The sequence below is a fragment of the Mycobacterium sp. IDUB_39 genome, from assembly GCF_055419205.1.
The window spans coordinates 25633-43754 of record NZ_JBVAXF010000013.1; the positions used below are offsets into that span (position 1 = coordinate 25633).

Here is an 18122-nt window from a genome sequence, read left to right on the forward strand (position 1 = left end):
CTATGCCGTATACACCCGATAGTCGCGCGGACGCACGGTCCAGCCTCGGACCCCCCTGCTGGTTTCCGTCAGCGGGTCGATGACGTTGTGCCGCAGTGCAAACCAGGCCGCATCCCAGGGTCAGCGAGTAGCGCATGCCCGAAGGGGAACTCGCGCAACAGTGTTCCGATAGTCGAGGATGCGCACGCACCGCCGAACAACGGCTTCATTCGTCCGCTGCGCACAATGCTGGCGCCGTCGATACTGTCCGCACCTGCGCACATGGCCGCGATCAGTGTGGCCAATTTCCTGATGCCTCTTGCGTGCTAACCATACCCTGGTAGGGTATGGCGATCGTCTTGCTACGGAGCGAGTCGACGCGAAGCACATGCCCCCGTTCAAACTCTCGGTGCCTGGCCAACGTTGACCAGATACCCCATACTGGTACGAGGTAACGAAATGTCAGTCGCATCACCTCCCCCCTCCCGGCGTTGGTGGGCGCTCGCACTGATCGCCACAGCTCAGTTCATAGTCATCATGGACACCTCGATCATCGGTGTCGCATTGCCCCGTATGCAGGAAGATCTCGGCTTCTCGCAGGAGAATCTGTCCTGGGTGTTCAACGCCTACGTGGTCGCTTTCGGCGGCCTGCTCTTGCTCGGCGGTCGTCTGTCCGATCTCTTCGGGGCTCGCCGGATGTTCAGCGTGGGATGGGGCATCCTGCTCGTCGGGTCTGCGGTGGCCGGCCTCGCTGGCACCGTGGGCGTCGAACTCGCCGGTCGTGCCGTGCAAGGCGCTGGCGCGGCTCTCATCGCGCCGTCGGCTCTGACTCTGTTGATGATGTACTTCGGTTCAAACCCGCGTGAGCTGACGAAGGCTCTGGCTCTTTACGGCGCCGCGGCCCCGGCCGGCGGCACGGCCGGTGTGTTTCTCGGCGGCGTGATCACCGAGTACGTGTCGTGGCCATGGGTCTTCTACATCAACATTCCGGTCGCGGTGCTCGCGCTGGTCGCCGCGCCAGCACTCATGCCGGCGGGTGGCACCAGTTCGAGGGGCGCCGTCGACGTAGCAGGCGCGCTCACAGTCACCGGAGGTCTCGGCGCGGCGGTGTACGCCATCGTCCGGGCTCCCGAGGTCGGATGGGGCTCCGTTGAGACGTGGGGCGTGCTCGCCATCTCGGTCGTCCTGCTTGGAATCTTCGTCGGAGTGCAGGCGTCCCGTCGTGAACCGTTGATGCGCCTGACCATCTTCCGTACGCCAAACCTGGGTGCGGCCAACATCGCACAGCTGCTGCTCGGCGGTGCGTGGATCCCGATGTGGTTCTTCCTCAACCTGTACCTGCAGCAGGTTCTCGGCTACAGCGCCTTCCCCTCCGGTGCCGCCCTGCTGCCGATGACCCTCCTCATCATGATCGGAATGATCGCCCTCGCGCCGCGAGCGATCAACCGTTTCGGACCCAAGACCATGATCGTGACCGGCCTGGTGATTCTCGCCATCGGCATGGGTTGGCTGTCCCTCATCCGGCCTGATGGCAACTTCTGGGCCGACGTGCTGCCCGCGTCACTCGTGGCGGCACTTGGTATGTCGCTCGCCTTCATCCCCTCGCTCGGAACTGCCATCTCGTCCGCCCGGCCCGAAGAGGGTGGCCTCGCGGCAGGGATCGTCAACACTAGCTACCAAGTCGGTTCCGCACTCGGCCTAGCGGCCATGACTGCCGTCGCCGCTTCCTACGGCGCGGACCAGCTCGGCGACCCGGCCGCGCTCACCGACGGCTTCTCGTCCGCCTTCCTCGGGGCCGGTCTAATCGCGCTGGCGGGTGCAGTGATCGCTGCACTGACCCTCCGCACGCCGCAGCCTGAAGGTCCCGTTCCCGGCAGCAAATCCGCTGCAGAGCACGTCTGAACACAGGCCGGCTCCAACCCGCACCTAGAAAGGCAGGATCACCATGACCACAGCGCCTGTTCTGATTGCGTACGACGGCTCTCCCGACGCGCGCACGGCAATTGACGAAGCCGCCAGGCTCCTCCCTGGCGCTCATGCGGTTGTCTTGTACGCCCGCCAGCCGATGGAAGGCCTCGCAGCTCACCTCGAAGGGCATCCTGCCCTGGAGGACCTTCGGGGTATCGAAGAAGCCAGCCTCGACGCCTCCGAACGGATTGCGTTCGAAGGCGCGGAGCGTGCGCGCGCCGCCGGTTTGGACGCCGAGCCGCGGGTTTTATCCAGGATGGCCACCGCATCGGAGGCGATCGTGCAGGCCGCCGATGAGATTGACGCGGCCCTCATCGTCCTCGGTTCCCGAGGCCGCCGTGGGCTGTGGTCGGCCGTGCTCGGCAGCACGTCGGTGAACGTGCTGCACCATGCCCGCCGACCAACCCTGGTCGTACCGTCCGAGGCAGTCGTCTCTGCCCGCCAGCGTCCGAGCAAGCCGGAACCCGGCGCCCGACACGCGTGAGCGTCCGGCAGCGTCAGCAGACCAACACGATCGGTCTGGGTCTGCTCTTCGTACGTTGGTGATCCCCGAGCCGGTTGCGCCCAAAGCTCCTCGCAGGAAACGAGTTAAAGATGTTCAAGACCAAGTTGGCTGTGTTGTCTGCCGGTGTCGCATCCGTTGCCGCACTCGCCCTGGCCGCTCCGGCGCAGGCCGATCCGGATAGTGCCTTCGCCAAGGAGTTGCATGGCTACGGGATCTACGGGCAGAGAGACCTCAACGCCTGGATCGGCAAGATCGCCTGCAAGCGCCTCGACCGCGGCGTCGATGTAACCGCCCGGGACTCGGCCAAGTTCGTCTCTGATCAACTGCTGCGCGGCACAAGCACCGAACAGTCCTACCAATTCCTCGGCGCGGCAATGAACTACTACTGCCCCGACAAGCGCGTCCTGCTCACCCAACAGTAGGGAAGATGATGAAACTCAAGAAGCTGAGCCTCGCGGCCCTGACCGCGGCCGCCGCCCTGGCTCTCGCCCCCACCGCGTCGGCCGACGCCACCGAGAACTACCCGATCCCGCGCAAGATCCTGCACACCCCGTGCACCGCGGAGCAGATCCTGGCCGCCACCCGCGACACCAACCCGGTCTACTACGAGCGCTACATGATCGATTACAACAACAAGTCCCCCGAGGTGCACCGCGCCGTGCAGGACCGCATCCACTGGTTCTTCGCGATGGACTACGCGGGCCGCCGCCAGTACTCCGAGGACACGGCCACCAACGCCTTCTATGAGCAACTGGCCTGGAACTGGCCCAACTGGGCCAAGATCTTCTTCAACAACAAGGGCGTCGTCGCAGCGTCCACCGCGGTCTGCATGAACCACCCTCCCGACGACATGTCGGTCTGGGTCTGGTGACGCTCTAGATTGACCCGGTGCGCAAGCATCGGAGCACAGCTGTCGCCGCCCTGGCACTCGTCGGCGCGCTCTTGTCGATCCGCTGATCAACGTTGTGGCGTGAGTTCAGGCGGGGCTGTACGTGTGCTCGGGGTTGGCGTGGGCCTGTTGCTCTACGATGCCGAAATGGCCTGTGGCGCGGGCCAACTCAGGAACGTACGAGTCGTGCGATGGCAGCGGAGGCCTCAGCCAGCTTCGCGTTGGCCTCGTCGCCCCCCTCGGCGACCGCCCGGGTCACGCAGTGGTCGAGGTGCTCATCGAGCAGGCCCAGTGCCACCGAGCGCATGGCACTGTTGACCGCGCTGATCTGGGTCAGGACATCGATGCAGTACTTGTCGTCGTCGATCATCTTGGCGATGCCGCGAACCTGGCCTTCGATACGGCGCAGCCGCTTAGCGTAGTTGTCTTTCTGCGCCGTGTATCCGTGTGTGGTTGTCATCTAGCCTCCCGGTTTCTTCTCCACCGTGCGGACTCGACCGTATTAGCCATCCCAATCGCGCCTCGGTGGTGGCCGGTAATCGACTGCAACTCCACCGATGCCAGGCAAGGGCCAGGACCGCGGGAGCGCAGAGGACCGGCAGGTGTCATGCAACCATCATACCCCGTAGGGGTACAATGGTGAAGGCGGGGTCGCTTGAGCGCTCGCCGAGCCCGGGCTAGGCCATGCGACTCGACGGTTCCGTGCCTGGGCGCGTTGTTCACTCCGCCGGTAGCGGCACACCCGACAGCGCATCGCGGCCGTTATCGGCCCTGCACTGCAGGTTAGTTGTCGCGGCGGCCGGACCGCCCATCCCCTGGATTTCCAGCCCCCGCGGTTTGAAGAATTTGACAGTACCGCTCCGCCCCCTTGGGCCTTCAGTCACGTTTAACCAATCCGGGCCAAGGGGGCGAAGAACCGTCGCGGCGCTTGCGTGTCGTTGATCAGTCGTTGCAGGTGCAAGAGGGGTGGCCGCACTGGCAGCCCGACCCCTGGGCGCACGAGGCGTCACCGCACTGGCAGGAGGCCGACGTGGAACAACAGGACTTACTCTCTTGTGTCTCGCTCATGCTTCCGACCATACCCCCGTAGGGTACTAGCGTCAAACGATCTGCGGTGCCGAAATGGCCTGCGGCGCGACCCAACTGTGGTGACGCATCGCCCGAACGGCGCCGGCCGACCCGACCCGCGGCGGTAGCCGCGCATCCGAGGGTGCGACGAGACCTCGCCGCAACCGAGGACCGCTATCGGCGGGCAAAACCGTTGCGGACAAATGGTTTCCTTCCTCCAAGTTCTCGCCACCCGAGGTGTGCGTCGCCACGTCCTGACCGGCTCGACGTCTGACCTGGCGACAGACCGGCAACTTGCCTTGATAACCCTGGGGGGTACCGTTCTGTCATACCCCCTGGGGGTATTTCCTAGCGGAGGCTTCGCCGTCTACGAGGCAATTTCACGTACGAAAGGCGACGTAGTGACCAAATCCAGACTCAACGCTTTCATCGCAACACTATTGGCCGCTGTATCGATCGCCGCCGCCGCTCCGTCTGCCGCGGCACCATCGGGCGCCCGGTCAGCCCAGGACGTCGTCGATTCTTTGCAGCAGAATGGCTACAAGGTCATTCTCAACAAGATCGGCACGGTTCCACTGGATCAGTGCGATGTTGCTGCCGTCCGGCCCGGCCGAGCGATCACTGCGATAGATGCAACGGGCGGTGTTCGGGAAGAGATACTCAGCTATACGACCGCGTATGTCGTCGCGCGATGCTGACGGAATCCTGACGGATGCCTGAACGCCATCGGACTGGTCTGACCCCCTGCCGAACGTGAAGAAGTGTGCGAGATCCGGCCGAGAATTCGACATCTTCTTCACGTTCGAGGTGGGTGAGACAGCCCCTCACCACAGGTCGGCGTAGTGCATCAGCGCATCACCGACGAGAACCAGACCGATACCCATGAACAGGATTCTGACCACCACCGGCCCGTAGCGCCCCAGTACGCGGACCAGCGTGCGTTGCAGTCGCCGCGCGCGCATCGTCTTGCGCACCGACAAAGCGAGCATCAGCAGTGCAGGCACCAAGGCCATTGCGCAGTAGCCGAATACGTAGAACGGCCAGCCCGACGGCAGCGGATTGCGGGCTGATATCAGCGCCAGCGCGGTCAGGAAGGGCACTGAGGTGGCCGCCTGCCCCAACCCCACCACCAGGCCGACGACGCCGAACAGCCACGGGTTGCGCCGGGCCGCCTGCAGCGCCCAGTCCGGCGGCTTGGGCCCCCGTACCGAACCCGTGAGGGCAGCGACGGCGATCAGCACCAGCCCCAGAGCGAGCTGCCCCCAGTATCGGACGGTCGGCGTCACCTCGATGTCGACCTGCGTGGTGAGGAATGTCAGGCCCAGCACCGCACCGACGCCGAAGGTCGACGTGGCGAGGAACACACCGCCCACGAAGCTCAGACCCGCGGGCAACGGAGAGCGACGGCTCAGCCGGCTGTCGTACACGACCGCGGTCGTCACGCCCAGGTTGAGGACGTTGAGCGAGTCGAGGAACGCGAACCCCGCGAGGGGCAGGAGAAGTGCCGGCATATCGGCACTGAACCTACGGGTCATGTCGGTGAGTTGCACCACCGGCGAACTCCCGAGGGTATGAAATCGCCGTCCGCGGGTATTCAAGATCGTCAGCCATCGGCCCCGGAAGGACCTATGACCGCAGCTCGAACACAGCTCGATCGGCGTGATCTCGATGCCGCGCAAGCCACGGTGAACGCCGTCGCCGCGGCGTTCTCCGCCAAGGTGGTGGGTCAGCTGCATCTGCGGGAGTCGATGCTGATCGCCCTGCTCGCGAGCGGTCACCTGCTGGTGGAGAGCGTGCCCGGCCTGGCCAAGACCCTCGCCGCGCGTGTCGTGGCGGAATCCGTCCATGGCGCGTTCCGCCGCATCCAGTGCACGCCGGACCTGCTGCCCAGCGATATCGTCGGCACCCAGATCTACGAGGCCGCCACCAACTCGTTCGTCACGCAGCTCGGCCCGGTGCACGCCAACATCGTGTTGCTCGACGAGATCAACCGGTCCAGCGCGAAGACCCAGAGCGCAATGCTGGAGGCGATGGAGGAGCGGCAAACCACGATCGCCGGTGTCGAGCACCTCATCCCCGAGCCGTTCCTGGTCATCGCCACCCAGAATCCGGTGGACCAGGAGGGCACCTACCCCTTGTCGGAGGCCCAGACCGACCGCTTCATGCTCAAGGACGTCGTCCGCTATCCGTCCGCCGAGGAGGAGGTTGAGGTCATCTCCCGGATGGACGCGGGTCTGTACGACCGGGAGCATCGGGCATCACCGGTGGTCGGGCTGGCGGATGTGCGCCACGCGCAGCACGTGGCGGGATCGGTGCACATGGACCGCTCGCTGATCGAGTACGCCAGCCGCCTGGTCGAGGTGACCCGGTTCCCCGACGAGTTCCTGTCCGCCGGGATCGCCCGTGTGATCGAGTACGGCGCCAGCCCCCGCGCGACCATCGCGTTCTGCCGCACTGCCCGCGCCCTGGCGATGCTGCGGGGCCGCGACCACGTCGTGCCCGACGACATCGCATCGTTGGCGCACCGGGTGCTGCGGCACCGCCTGATCCTCGGCTTCGAGGCGGCCAGCGCACGCATCACCCCCGACGTCGTCGTCGACGCCGTCCTGCACGCGGTGCGGGTGCCGTGAAGTGGGCAGACATCTCGACAGCGCCAAGGCGCACTTCGGCCGCGACACCGCGGGCCTGCTCGACGGTGGCCGGTACTCGTTGGTCCACACCCGCAGCCTGGAGTTCGACGACCTGCGGCCCTACGTCCCCGGCGACGACGTGCGCGATATCGACTGGAAGGCGTCGGCCCGCTCGGGCGACGTGCTGATCAAGCGGTTCGTCTCGGAGAAGCACCACAAGATCCTTGTCGTCGCCGACGCCGGCCGAAACATGACCGCGGTGGCCCCGTCCGGCGAGTTCAAGCGCGATGTCGCCATGCATCTCATCGGCGCCCTCGGACTGATCACGCTGCGTCGCTCCGATGAGATCGGCATGGTGTTCGGCGACACCAGGGGATGCGTTGACATCCGCCTCCGCCGCGGCGAGACCCATCTGGAGTACATGCTGGCGCACTACCTCAGTCACACGCTCACACACCCGGGCCGCAGCGACGTCATCACCCAGTTGTCCTGGGTGACAGAGCATTACCGTCGCCCACATCTGATCGTCGTCGTGTCCGACGAACCCGACGCCGACGAACGGCTGACCGCCACGCTGACGAGGTTGCGTCCCCGCCACGACGTGCTGTGGGCGATGGTGGCCGACGCCTCGGCGGTGGACTCCCCCGACGACACGACCGCGGACGACACCATCGGATACGACGTCTCCAACGGTCGTACGGTGCTCGGTGCCGCGGATCTCGGCGCGGACGTGATCGCGGCCTACCGCGACGCGGAAGCCGCCCGCCGGGAGGCAGTCTCGGAGTTGATGACCGCGCACGCGGTGCCGCACGTCGTTGTCCAGGGCAGCCGCGGCGTGCGGGCCGGGCTCGTCGGTCTGGCCGGAGTGTTCGCCCGTGCCGGATGACCTGCTGCGCTACGTCATCGGCCCCACGCCGGTGTCGTGGTGGTGGATGTGGCTGGCCCTGCTGCTCGTGGCGGTGCTGGCCGGCTGGTACATCGCGGTCATCCTGTGGACGCGGCCGCCGGAGTCGCGACACGTGCCACACGTGGTGGAACGCGTGCAGGCCGCGCTGGTCAGGCGCAGGTTCGCGACCGCGGTGCGCCGGGTGGGCGAACGTTACCGCGCGGGCGAACTGGGCGGCGCACAGGCGGGCGCCGCGCTCAGCGCCACCCTGCGCGACTTCCTGACCGCGGCCACCGGCGCACGCGCGCAGTACATGCAACTCGCGGAGATGACCGACGGCGAGGTGGCACGTGCGACGCCACTTCTGGCCCGTATCAACGACGTTCAGTTCAACGCGCACTCGGCCGAGGATGTCGCCGACTTGAGCGGTGCCACCGAGGAGCTGATCCTGACATGGACCTGAGGTGGTGGGTGGTCGTCATCGTGGCCTGTGTCGCGCTGGCCGCGGGCATCGTGGTGGCGGTGTGGCGTCCCGTCGACACCGATGCGCGGCGTTTCCGCCCCCTTGCCAACGTCGAGCGTCTCACCAGCCTGCCCGGCTACGTCCGCGCGGTCCGCCGCAGGGCATTGACGACGGCTGCGACGCTGGGCCTGCTCACTGTCGTATTCGTGTGCGCCCTGATCGCTGGTGCCCGACCGACCGGGCTGCCCACCGCGGCCCAGGACGTCGAATCCGGCCAGCCCGAGGACGTCATGGTGTGTGCTGGCGCGCCGGCAAGCGATGCGGCGGTGGAGGCGACAATGCGGTACTTCGCCGGGAACGCGACAACCCTTGGCACGCAACGCATCGGCTTGACGGTACCCAATCGACGGGTGATCCCCCTGACCCGCGATCACCAGTTCGCCTCGGCCCGATTCGGTGAGGCCGCCGCGTCCGGCGAGCCGTCGGACCTCGCCCCCGCGGTGCGCTACGCCGACTACGCGCAGAGCGTCTCGGATCTTCTGGCGCTGTGCTTGACCGGGTTCCCGGAGTTCGAAGAGCCCAGCGCGCAACGCCGTTCGGTGATCTACGTCGGGCCCGGCGACCTCCGCAGGGCGGACGATCCACGGCCCGCCCTGTTCGACTCCGATCAATTGCGGGCCATGGCGCATGCGGCGGGCGCGCAGATCAACGTGCTGGTGACCGGCCCCGGTGGCGACGACCTCGAGGCGCTGGCGCGCGACACCGGCGGCCGCTCGTTCGACGCCCAGTCCGATGTCGCCGGGCGCCTCGCGGAGATCCGCTCCAATCCCCCACCCCCCACGCCCGACGTCGCAGAGACCGTGCGAGCCGCGGCACCGGACTCACCCGATATCCCGCTGGCGGTGGCCATTCTTGCGGTGGCGGCGCTGTCGCTGCTTCCGATAGTGGTGCGGCGATGACGTTCTACCCGGTTCTGCCACCACTGCTGCTGCTCCTCGTCGCGGCCGTCGTCATCGCCGCGCGCGTCGTGACGCTGCGCCGCCTGCTGGCGGCACCCCGGCGGAGGCCGACGGCGGTGTGGCGGTGGGCCGGGGTCACCGCGGCGGCGCTGCTGCTCCTGCTGGCGGCGGCGCGCCCGGTCATCGGGGGCGATGCGCAGACCACACCTGCCGGATCAGCCGACGGCGAACCCAACGTGTTCCTGGTGGTGGACCGCTCCCCCGAGATGGGCGTCACGGATATGGCCGGCGAGCAGTCCCGGATGGACGCGGCGCGCGCCGACATCGCCGCGGTGATCGCGCGGTATCCACGTGCCCGGTTCGCGGTGATCGCGTTCGCGTCCCGCCCAGACCTGGAGTGGCCACTGTCGCCCGACACCTGGAGCCTGCGTCCAGTGCTGGCGGCCGAGACACCCTACGCCGCCGACCCTGACGCCGTGTTCGAGACGAACGTCGCCGCAGCAGGCAATGTGCTTCGTTACCAACTGATCTCGGCTCGTCAGCAGTTTCCGCGCGCGCAGAACCTGGTGTTCTACCTCGGTGCGGGCGCGGGAGCGTCGCGAGCGCCTCAGCGGCAGTTCGATTTGGCCGAGAACTCGGTGGACGGTGGCGCGGTACTCGGCTTCGGCACCGCCGCGGGTGGTGTGGTCCCGCAGAGCCCATCGGTGCGCTCGAGCGTCGACGAGGCGGCGCTGCGGGCGGTCGCCGAGCAGATCGGTGTGCCGTATGTCGCCCGTGACGGCAGGCCCGACAGCGAGGGCGCCCTGTTCGAGGGCACCGACGAACCCGCCGAGGCACCCGACGCGGTGACCGCGGCCAGCGCGGCCGTCGAGACGTACTGGGCACCGGCGATCGCCGCCGCGGCGCTGATCCTGCTCGAACTGACGCTGATGTTGCGCGACTACCGGCGCACTCGGCCACCTCCCGTGGACGTGATCACGTGAGCGCCTCCCGCCGCCGGCTGCTGGTGTGGTCGGCACCCATCGCGCTGCTGCTGGTCGTGGCGATCGTCTGGCTGTGCACCACCGGTATCGCCGGCCAGTCCGCCGCCGCCGAGTTCAAGGCGGGCGTCACGGCGGTTGCCGACCGCCGCCTGCCCGAGGCCGAACGGCACTTCGCCGAGGCAGCGGACCGCGACCCCGCCGACTCCTGTCCGGCGCTGGTGAACCTGGTCCTGGTCCGGGAGACCCGCGGCGACGACGCCGTCGCTACCGGCGACGGGCCGCGTGCGATCGACCGCTACCGCGACGCACTGGCCGTCGTCACCTCCGCTCCGGGCGGGTGCTTCGCGGGAAATGAGGACTCCGACGCTGAGCGTCGCACCGTGCGCGCCGACTCGGCATCCCGATTGCAGACCAAGCTCGAAAGACTTCAGGCGCCGCTACCTGCACTGCCACCGCCCGCGGCACCACCACCTCCACCCCCGCCGGCCGCGCCGCCACCGGCAGAGGGTCTGGTACCCGAAGAGCCGCCCGACGTGCGTCGGCTAGATCCCTCCGGCGGCGATCCGCTCGACAAGTTGGGCCAGCTGCTCGAGGACGCGGCCGAGGTACGCGGCGCGCCGTGACCGTCGGAACTAGTCTCTGGGTGTGGCAACGCGCGGTGGGGCAACAGTATTGACGGTGAACAGCGCCCATGTCGGTCCAGACGGATCGGCACCAAGGACGGGCATCGACAAGCGGCCCGTCGAGGGGGACGTCACCGTCCGGGCGCCCGGCCCGATGCACGGCGGCCTCGGCAGTGGCCTGGTCGGCGACGTCATCGGCAACCAGAGGGTGCACGGCGGTGATGACCAGGCGGTGTACGCCTACGCACGCGAGGATCTCGACGTGTGGGAGGCCCGACTCGACCGCGAGCTCACCAACGGCATGTTCGGCGAGAACCTCACCACCAGCGGCCTCGACGTCACGAACGCGGTCATCGGTGAGCGGTGGCGGGTGGGCGCGGACGGTCTGCTGCTCGAGGTGACCCGGCCGCGGATACCGTGCCAGACGTTCGTCCACCGACTCGGAATCGACGGCTGGATAAAGACGTTCACCCAGGGCGGCACCCCGGGCGCCTACCTTCGCGTGCTTGCTGGCGGAACGGTTCGCGGCGGCGACTCCGTTGAGGTCATCGACCGCCCGGACCACGGCATCACCATCGGTACCGTGTACCGCGCGCTCATGCTCGAACCCGACCTGCTACCCGGCATCCTGGCCGCCGACGCGCTGCCCGACGACGTCAGGGAACACGTCCGCCGGCGACTCCACGCCTGAGGCGCTCGCCACCACACGAAGAAGGGCACCCGGCGAACCGGGTGCCCTTCTCCTGCCGCGCGCTGGATTAGCGGCCGTTGCCGACCGTCGAGGTCGCGGAGCCGACGCTGGCCGTCTGCTGGTTGTTGTGCACCCACTCGTGGTGGTCGATGCCCGCCTGCGCCGGGGCGGCCAGGCCCACGACGGCCGCGGCTAATCCTGCGGCGGCAATGCTGGCAAATCCGAACTTCTTCATTTCTCTTCCTCTTCCTGATGCCCTCTGTGCGTTCGAACCGCCCTATGAAAATCGCGGTTCAAACCTTCTGTCGACCGGTGTTGGATTCCCTCATTCCGGTATGCCTGTTCTAACGCCCATGTCAGCGGTCTAATTCCCCTGGCAGCAATTGCCCGACGCGTGGCAGTAAGTGATCGAATGCGGGCCAGAATCGGCATCCAATCGATACCCAGGTGAGGCAACGCACCCAACGCGGCGGAATAAATCCGAGCAAACATGACAACAGATAGCCTCCGCGGACGGGGTCCGCAGCCTACGATGCGTTCGGACTGAGGAGGAGGCGTGGCCACGAACCCGGAGTCTGCGGCGCCCTCGCACGCACCACGCCTGTCGACACCGATCGTGATCGGTGCCCTCGGCGTCGTGTTCGGTGACATCGGCACGAGCCCGATCTACACCCTGCAGACGGTGTTCGATCCCGGGGACCCGCATCCGGTGCCCATCGCGAGAGACCACGTCTACGGCATCGTCTCGCTGATCTTCTGGTCGGTGATGCTGATCGTCACGCTCACCTACATCACGCTTGTCATGCGTGCGGACAACAACGGTGAGGGCGGCATCATGGCCCTCATCACGTTGTTGCGGCGCTGGACCGGCGCGGCGAGCCGACGCACATCGGTGATGCTCTCTGCCCTGGGGATCTTCGGCGCGGCGCTGTTCTTCGGCGACAGCATGATCACCCCGGCGATCTCCGTGCTGTCCGCTGTCGAGGGCCTCAAAATCGTTGAGCCCGAACTTGAGCCGTGGATTGTGCCCATCACCGCCGTGATCATCGTGGCGCTGTTCTCCGTGCAACGACGCGGGACCGCCGCGGTCGGCCGGTTCTTCGGACCGGTGATGATCGCGTGGTTCCTGACCATCGGTGCGCTGGGCGTCATCGGCATCACCCGCGAGCCCGAGATCCTCAGGGCACTGTCGCCCACGTACGCACTGGGTTTCATGGCCACGCACTTCCACATCGGCTTCTTCGCGCTGGCCGCTGTCGTCCTCGCGGTCACGGGCGCGGAGGCGCTGTACGCCGATATGGGGCACTTCGGCCGTAAGGCCATCACGATCGGCTGGCTGGGCCTGGTGCTGCCTGCGTGCACGCTGAGTTACTTCGGTCAGGGCGCGCTGCTGCTCGGCGACGAGCAGAAGGTGAATGCACCGTTCTTCCTGCTGGCCCCGGACTGGGCGCTCATCCCACTGGTCGTACTGGCGACGGCGGCGACGGTGATCGCCTCGCAGGCCGTCATCACCGGCGCATTCTCGGTGGCGTCGCAGGCGGCGCAACTCGGGTACCTCCCGCGGCTGCGGATCATGCACACGTCCGCATCGACGATCGGCCAGATCTACGTGCCGGTCATCAACGGTGTGCTGATGATCGCCGTCCTGATCCTGGTATTCGCGTTCCGTTCCTCGGGGGCACTCGCCTACGCCTTCGGCATGGCGGTCACCGGAACGATCACCATCACGACGACGCTCTTCCTGTACTACGCCAGGACCCGGTGGCGCTGGCCGTTGTGGGCGATTCTGATCGGCGGCGGCTTACTGCTCGCGGTTGACCTACTGTTCTTCGCGGCCAATCTGACGAAGCTGGTGCACGGTGCGTGGCTGCCGCTTCTCATCGCGGTCACGGCGTTCACGGTGATGACGACGTGGAAGCGGGGCCGCGCAATCGTCACGCGGAGGCGGGCCGAGGTCGAGGGCCCACTGCGACCCTTCATCGGTGGACTACTCGACCGCGATCCACCGTTGACCCGCATCCCCGGCACGGCGATTTTCCTCAACCGTGGTGGCGAGACCGCACCCCTGTCGATGCGGTCCAACGTCGAGCACAACCATGTCCTCCATCAACAGGTCGTGATCGTGTCGTTGGAGACCGAACCCGTCCCGCGCGTACTTGAGGCCGAACGCGTCTCGGTCGACGACCTCGACCTGTCCAACGACGGGATCATCCTCGTCAGCGCCAGGTACGGCTACATGGAGCGACCGGACGTCCCGGCGGCGCTGCGGCTGCTCGACCCGTCACAGACCGAGGGACCCGTCGATCTCGACACCGCGTCCTACTTCCTGTCGAAGCTGGAGTTGGTGGTCTGCGACAAGCCGACCATGTCACCCTGGCGCACCCGGCTTTTCATCGCGACGTCCTACATCACCGCGGACGCGGCAGCGCACTTCAACCTGCCCGTCCCCCGCACAATCATCATCGGCTCTCGCCTCGAGGTGTGAGCACGAGGCCTGCTCGTCAGCTCACGACGGCGTCGATCGCCCGGTAGATGCGCTGCTCGCTGACCGGACGCGGGGTGCCCAACTGCTGCGCCCACAGACTCACCCGAAGTTCCTCGATCTGGCGGGCGATATCGCGCACATCCGCGGCGGCCGCCCGGCTCGGCGACAGTGCGCCGAGCAGTTCCTCATACGCCCCGCGAACCGCGTGTACGCGTGCCATGCGTTCCCTGTCGGCTTCCACGCCATGCGGCAGCCGGTCCAGGCGCCTACCGATGGCCAGTAGGTATCGGTTCAGGTCGGCCAGATGCGCTGCGCCCGTGCGGGTGACGAAGCCGCTTGGCAGCAGCGCAGCCAACTGTGCGGTGATGTCACCGATGGCGGCAGCCTGCGCCCCAGGCGCCTTATCGGGAATCGCGACACGCACGTCATGCGCGGCCACCAGGACCCTCTCCACCCGCTTGAGCACGTCGAGAGTCGTCGAAACCAGACCCGCCGCCACACGCTCCCGCAGCGTTGCGAAATCGGTTCTGTTCCAGGCTGGTTCGCGCACCAAGGCGTCCGCCGCGGCATCGGCGCAGTCCTCGATGAGCGCACCCAGGGAGCCGTCCGGGTTGGCACCAAGCACCAAACGGGTACGCGTATCGAGCGCGCGCTCAACGGCTTTGACCGGGGATGCCACCTCCAGTCGTAGCAGCCGTCGGGTTCCGGCACCCATCGCCGCCTGCTGCTCGGCCGCCGTCGCGAAAACATCCAGATCTACGGTCGCACCGGCATCGACCAGGGCCGGGAATCCCCGCACGGTGTGCCCGCCACCGGAACTCTCGACACTGCGCGGTATCTCGTCGAGGTCGGCAGGCCATCCCCGCAGCCCGGTGCGGCGCAGGTCTCCGGCCACTGCACCGGCGACGGCCTGCTGGATCGGCGCGGCCAACCGTTCCTTCAGCTCGTCGAGATCCTTGCTCCGGGCGATCTCAGCACCGTCGGTGCCCTCGACCGCGAACGTGACCCGAAGGTGGGCAGGCAACTTGGCGATGTCGAAGGCGTCGATCGGCACCAGTACGCCGGTGCGCCTGCGCAGTTCGCGTTGCAGTGCCTCGAGCAGTGACTCGCTGCCGGGTTCCATGGTCTCGAGCACGGCACGGGCGGTATCGGGCGCGGGCACGAAGTTGCGTCGCAGGTCCTTGGGCAGCGAACGGATGAGCGCAGTCACCAGTTCCTCACGCAGGGCGGGTACGTGCCAGGCGAACTCGTCACCACCGAGGCGTGCGAGGACCTCGACCGGTACGTGCACCGTGATGCCGTCGTCGGTCGCGCCCGGCTCGTAGCGGTAGGTGATGGGCAGGGTGAGGTCACCGGCCTGCCATTCGTCGGGCTGATCGACGTCGGCATCCTTGCGCAGCAGGTCATCGCGGGTGAAGGTGAGCAGGTCGGGTGTGCGATGCCGTTGCTTCTTCCACCAGCCGTCGAAGTGCCGCGCCGAGACGACCTCGGCCGGGATTCTGCTGTCGTACAGCGCGTACAGCTCTTCATCGCCGACCAGCAGGTCGCGACGCCGGGCCCGCTCCTCGATCTCGGCGAGGTCCTCCAACAGCCGGGTGTTATCGCGGAAGAAGTGGTGGCGGGTCTGCCAGTCACCCTCAACGAGCGCGTGCCGGATGAACAGTTCCCGGGCCAGCACCGGGTCGACCTGTGCGTATCCCACCCGACGCCTCGGCACCAGCGGCAGGCCGTAGAGCGTCACCCGCTCGAAGGCCATGACGGCGCCTCGCTTGGCGTCCCAGTGCGGCTCGCTGAAGGTGCGCGCCACCAGGTCCCCGGCGACGCGTTCCACCGTCTCGGGTTCGATGCGCGCGGCGACGCGGCCGAACAGCCGGCTGGTCTCCACCAGGTCGGCGACGACGATCCAGCGCGGCGGCCTGCGCGTCAGCACCGACCCCGGCGCGAGGACGAACTTCGAGTTGCGCGCACCCTGGTAGTCGCGCGAGTCACCCTCGCGCAGACCGACATGGCTCAGCAGCCCCGCGGTCAACGCGGCGTGCACCCGAGCCGGGTCGGCAGGCTCTGGATCTCCGGACTCGACGATGCCCAGGTCCCGGGAGATGCTGCGCAGCTGCCCCACCAGGTCCTGCCATTCCCGGATACGCAGGTAGTGCAGGAACTCGTCGCGGCACATCCGCCGAAATGAGCTGCCGGAACGTTCCTTTCGCTGTTCGCCGAGATAACGCCAGAGGTTGAGGAACGACACGAAGTCCGAGTGCTCATCGGCGAAGCGGGCGTGCTTCTGTTTGGCCGCGTCCTCACGATCGGTCGGCCGTTCCCGCGGGTCGGGGATCGAGAGGGCCGCGGCCAGCACCAGCACCTCGCGCACGCATCCCTCGGCGTCGGCCTGCAGGATCATCCGGCCGATCCGGGGGTCCAGCGGTAGCTTGGCCAGGCGCCGTCCGATGTCGGTGATCGCGCCGTCACCGTCGAATGCGCCGAGTTCCTGTAGCAGCGTCACACCGTCTCGAACGCTTCGCCTGTCGGGCGGATCGAGGAACGGGAACTGCTCCATGTCGCCGAGGCCCAGGGCCGCCATCTGCAGGATGACGGCGGCGAGGTTGGTGCGCAGGATCTCCGGATCGGTGTAGCGCGGCCGGGATTCGAAGTCATCCTCGGAGTACAGCCGGATGCACACACCGGGCGCGGTCCGTCCCGACCGGCCCGACCGCTGGGAGGCCGACGCCTGCGATATCGGTTCGATGGGCAGCCGCTGCACCTTGGTCCTGCGGCTGTACCGCGAGATCCGTGCGGTACCCGGGTCGACGACGTACCGGATGCCCGGCACGGTGAGTGAGGTCTCGGCGACGTTGGTGGCCAGCACGACGCGGCGTCCGGAATGCCTCAGCCGATTCCCCCGGTCGCTTCGCTCCTGCCCGCCGCTCGGCGCGAACACCTTCTGTTGCTCGGCGGTGGGCAGCCGCGCGTACAGCGGCAGGATCTCGGTCGGGAGGCGATCACTCTTGAGCGCATCACGCAACGCCTCTGCGGTGTCCCGGATCTCGCGTTCACCAGACAGGAACACCAGCACGTCACCGGGCGGCTCGGCCTCCAACTCCCGCACCGCGTCGACGATCGCCTCGGTCGGATCCCGAAGCTCGGTGCGCACGATCTCGTGATCGGGGTCGTCGGGATCGTCGTCGCCGTCGGCCGGGATCGCCACTTCCAGTGGGCGGTACCGGATCTCGACCGGGTAGGTGCGGCCCGACACCTCGACGATCGGGGCACCAACTCCGTCGGCCCCTGCAAAGTGCGCGGCGAAGCGCCCCGGCTCGATGGTCGCCGAGGTGACGATCACCTTGAGATCGGGGCGGCGAGGCAGCAGTTCGCGCAGGTACCCCAGCAGGAAGTCGACATTGAGGCTTCGCTCGTGGGCCTCGTCGAGGATCAACGTGTCATAGCTCAGCAGCCGGCGGTCACGTTGCATCTCGGCGAGCAGGATCCCGTCGGTCATCAGCTTGATGAGGGTGCGGTCGCTGGCCTGATCGGTGAACCGGACGGTGTAACCGACGGCCTCGCCCAGTGGTGTGCCCAGCTCGTCGGCGATGCGCTGCGCCACCGTGCGCGCGGCGAGTCGGCGGGGCTGCGTGTGCCCGATGGTGCCGCGTATCCCGCGGCCGAGTTCCAGACAGATCTTCGGCAGCTGTGTGGTCTTGCCCGACCCGGTCTCGCCGGCGACGACGACCACCTGGTGCTCGCGGATGGCGGCGGCGATCTCGTCCCGACGCTCGGTCACCGGCAGGTCGGGGTAGGTGACGGCGGGGACGGCCGCGGTTCGGGTCGCGATCAGCGCCTCGGCCGAGGCGATCTGCTGGGTGAGCCGCTCGAGGTGTTCGGGGCTGGGGTCGCGCAGGTTCTTCAGCCGCCGGCTCAGCCGGGCCGCGTCGCGGATGCTGACACCCGACAGGCGGTCACGCAGTGCGCGGACGTCGGCGCGGGGCGGTTCGGACACTC

17 protein-coding genes and 1 pseudogene are annotated in these 18122 nt (G+C 67.5%); 13 read left to right on the plus strand and 5 right to left on the minus strand.

Annotated elements, in window-relative coordinates; all coding sequences use genetic code 11:
• Positions 1–131: 131 nt before the first annotated feature.
• Positions 132–287 (minus strand): annotated as a pseudogene (locus ACZY0X_RS30000) (IS1380 family transposase); the annotation flags it as partial.
• A 151-nt stretch (positions 288–438) separates the two neighbouring features.
• Between ACZY0X_RS30000 and ACZY0X_RS30005 the strand changes: the two are divergent.
• From ACZY0X_RS30005 to ACZY0X_RS30020, 4 genes are all read left to right on the plus strand, one after another.
• On the plus strand, positions 439–1881 hold the full coding sequence (locus ACZY0X_RS30005; RefSeq protein WP_463775598.1) for an MFS transporter: 1443 nt from the start codon (positions 439–441) through the stop codon (positions 1879–1881).
• Between the two features lie 43 nt (positions 1882–1924).
• Entirely contained in the window at positions 1925–2431 is a 507-nt protein-coding gene (locus ACZY0X_RS30010) for a universal stress protein (RefSeq protein WP_463775600.1), read from the plus strand.
• Between the two features lie 110 nt (positions 2432–2541).
• The gene (locus ACZY0X_RS30015; RefSeq protein WP_463775601.1) at positions 2542–2874 is read left to right on the plus strand and encodes a DUF732 domain-containing protein; all 333 of its coding nucleotides are present in this window, start codon (positions 2542–2544) and stop codon (positions 2872–2874) included.
• An 8-nt stretch (positions 2875–2882) separates the two neighbouring features.
• Complete coding sequence (locus tag ACZY0X_RS30020; RefSeq protein ID WP_463775652.1) at positions 2883–3323, plus strand: DUF5078 domain-containing protein; 441 nt, start codon at positions 2883–2885, stop codon at positions 3321–3323.
• Between the two features lie 187 nt (positions 3324–3510).
• Here ACZY0X_RS30020 and ricR read toward each other — a convergent pair whose 3' ends face one another.
• Positions 3511–3801, minus strand: coding sequence for a copper-sensing transcriptional repressor RicR (ricR, locus tag ACZY0X_RS30025; RefSeq protein WP_463775603.1), 291 nt, complete (start codon positions 3799–3801; stop codon positions 3511–3513).
• 1009 nt (positions 3802–4810) lie between these two features.
• Here ricR and ACZY0X_RS30030 point away from each other — a divergent pair.
• A complete protein-coding gene (locus tag ACZY0X_RS30030) occupies positions 4811–5107 on the plus strand; it encodes a hypothetical protein (protein WP_463775604.1) in 297 nt (98 codons plus the stop codon).
• A 126-nt stretch (positions 5108–5233) separates the two neighbouring features.
• On the opposite strand, the gene ACZY0X_RS30035 is transcribed toward ACZY0X_RS30030, so the two are convergent.
• Positions 5234–5920 carry a GAP family protein gene (locus ACZY0X_RS30035; protein WP_463775605.1) on the minus strand — a complete coding sequence of 229 codons (687 nt, stop codon included), beginning with the start codon at positions 5918–5920 and terminating at the stop codon, positions 5234–5236.
• Positions 5921–6037: 117 nt separating this feature from the next.
• On the opposite strand from ACZY0X_RS30035, the gene ACZY0X_RS30040 reads away from it, so the two are divergent.
• Genes ACZY0X_RS30040 through ACZY0X_RS30070 form a run of 7 tightly spaced genes read left to right on the plus strand, consistent with a single transcriptional unit; the run spans position 6038 to position 11644 of the window.
• Complete coding sequence (locus ACZY0X_RS30040) at positions 6038–7039, plus strand: AAA family ATPase (RefSeq protein ID WP_463775607.1); 1002 nt, start codon at positions 6038–6040, stop codon at positions 7037–7039.
• Position 7040: 1 nt separating this feature from the next.
• Positions 7041–7925 carry a DUF58 domain-containing protein gene (locus tag ACZY0X_RS30045; protein ID WP_463775608.1) on the plus strand — a complete coding sequence of 295 codons (885 nt, stop codon included), beginning with the start codon at positions 7041–7043 and terminating at the stop codon, positions 7923–7925.
• The gene (locus tag ACZY0X_RS30050) at positions 7915–8388 is read left to right on the plus strand and encodes a hypothetical protein (protein ID WP_463775609.1); all 474 of its coding nucleotides are present in this window, start codon (positions 7915–7917) and stop codon (positions 8386–8388) included. Before ACZY0X_RS30045 ends, ACZY0X_RS30050 begins: the two co-directional genes overlap by 11 nt.
• Entirely contained in the window at positions 8379–9347 is a 969-nt protein-coding gene (locus tag ACZY0X_RS30055) for a hypothetical protein (RefSeq protein ID WP_463775611.1), read from the plus strand. The genes ACZY0X_RS30050 and ACZY0X_RS30055 overlap by 10 nt, the downstream gene beginning before the upstream one ends.
• The gene (locus ACZY0X_RS30060; protein WP_463775613.1) at positions 9344–10330 is read left to right on the plus strand and encodes a vWA domain-containing protein; all 987 of its coding nucleotides are present in this window, start codon (positions 9344–9346) and stop codon (positions 10328–10330) included. Before ACZY0X_RS30055 ends, ACZY0X_RS30060 begins: the two co-directional genes overlap by 4 nt.
• Positions 10327–10953 (plus strand): hypothetical protein, encoded by a 627-nt coding sequence (locus ACZY0X_RS30065; protein ID WP_463775614.1) that lies wholly within the window; start codon positions 10327–10329, stop codon positions 10951–10953. Before ACZY0X_RS30060 ends, ACZY0X_RS30065 begins: the two co-directional genes overlap by 4 nt.
• A 55-nt stretch (positions 10954–11008) precedes the next feature.
• A complete protein-coding gene (locus ACZY0X_RS30070) occupies positions 11009–11644 on the plus strand; it encodes an MOSC domain-containing protein (protein WP_463775615.1) in 636 nt (211 codons plus the stop codon).
• Positions 11645–11711: 67 nt separating this feature from the next.
• On the opposite strand, the gene ACZY0X_RS30075 is transcribed toward ACZY0X_RS30070, so the two are convergent.
• Complete coding sequence (locus ACZY0X_RS30075) at positions 11712–11879, minus strand: hypothetical protein (protein WP_463775617.1); 168 nt, start codon at positions 11877–11879, stop codon at positions 11712–11714.
• 321 nt (positions 11880–12200) lie between these two features.
• On the opposite strand from ACZY0X_RS30075, the gene ACZY0X_RS30080 reads away from it, so the two are divergent.
• Positions 12201–14129 (plus strand): potassium transporter Kup, encoded by a 1929-nt coding sequence (locus tag ACZY0X_RS30080; protein ID WP_463775618.1) that lies wholly within the window; start codon positions 12201–12203, stop codon positions 14127–14129.
• A gap of 16 nt (positions 14130–14145) precedes the next feature.
• Here the strand turns inward: ACZY0X_RS30080 and hrpA are convergent, their stop codons facing one another.
• Entirely contained in the window at positions 14146–18120 is a 3975-nt protein-coding gene (hrpA, locus tag ACZY0X_RS30085; RefSeq protein ID WP_463775619.1) for an ATP-dependent RNA helicase HrpA, read from the minus strand.
• Between the last annotated feature and the right edge of the window lie 2 nt (positions 18121–18122).

Coding starts and splice junctions, on each gene's coding strand:
- ricR (WP_463775603.1), bottom strand. CDS start 3,801: ATGACAACCACACACGGATACACGGCGCAGAAAGACAACTACGCTAAG.
- ACZY0X_RS30015 (WP_463775601.1), top strand. CDS start 2,542: ATGTTCAAGACCAAGTTGGCTGTGTTGTCTGCCGGTGTCGCATCCGTT.
- ACZY0X_RS30020 (WP_463775652.1), top strand. CDS start 2,883: ATGAAACTCAAGAAGCTGAGCCTCGCGGCCCTGACCGCGGCCGCCGCC.
- ACZY0X_RS30010 (WP_463775600.1), top strand. CDS start 1,925: ATGACCACAGCGCCTGTTCTGATTGCGTACGACGGCTCTCCCGACGCG.
- ACZY0X_RS30005 (WP_463775598.1), top strand. CDS start 439: ATGTCAGTCGCATCACCTCCCCCCTCCCGGCGTTGGTGGGCGCTCGCA.
- ACZY0X_RS30055 (WP_463775611.1), top strand. CDS start 8,379: ATGGACCTGAGGTGGTGGGTGGTCGTCATCGTGGCCTGTGTCGCGCTG.
- ACZY0X_RS30060 (WP_463775613.1), top strand. CDS start 9,344: ATGACGTTCTACCCGGTTCTGCCACCACTGCTGCTGCTCCTCGTCGCG.
- ACZY0X_RS30035 (WP_463775605.1), bottom strand. CDS start 5,920: ATGCCGGCACTTCTCCTGCCCCTCGCGGGGTTCGCGTTCCTCGACTCG.
- ACZY0X_RS30040 (WP_463775607.1), top strand. CDS start 6,038: ATGACCGCAGCTCGAACACAGCTCGATCGGCGTGATCTCGATGCCGCG.
- ACZY0X_RS30075 (WP_463775617.1), bottom strand. CDS start 11,879: ATGAAGAAGTTCGGATTTGCCAGCATTGCCGCCGCAGGATTAGCCGCG.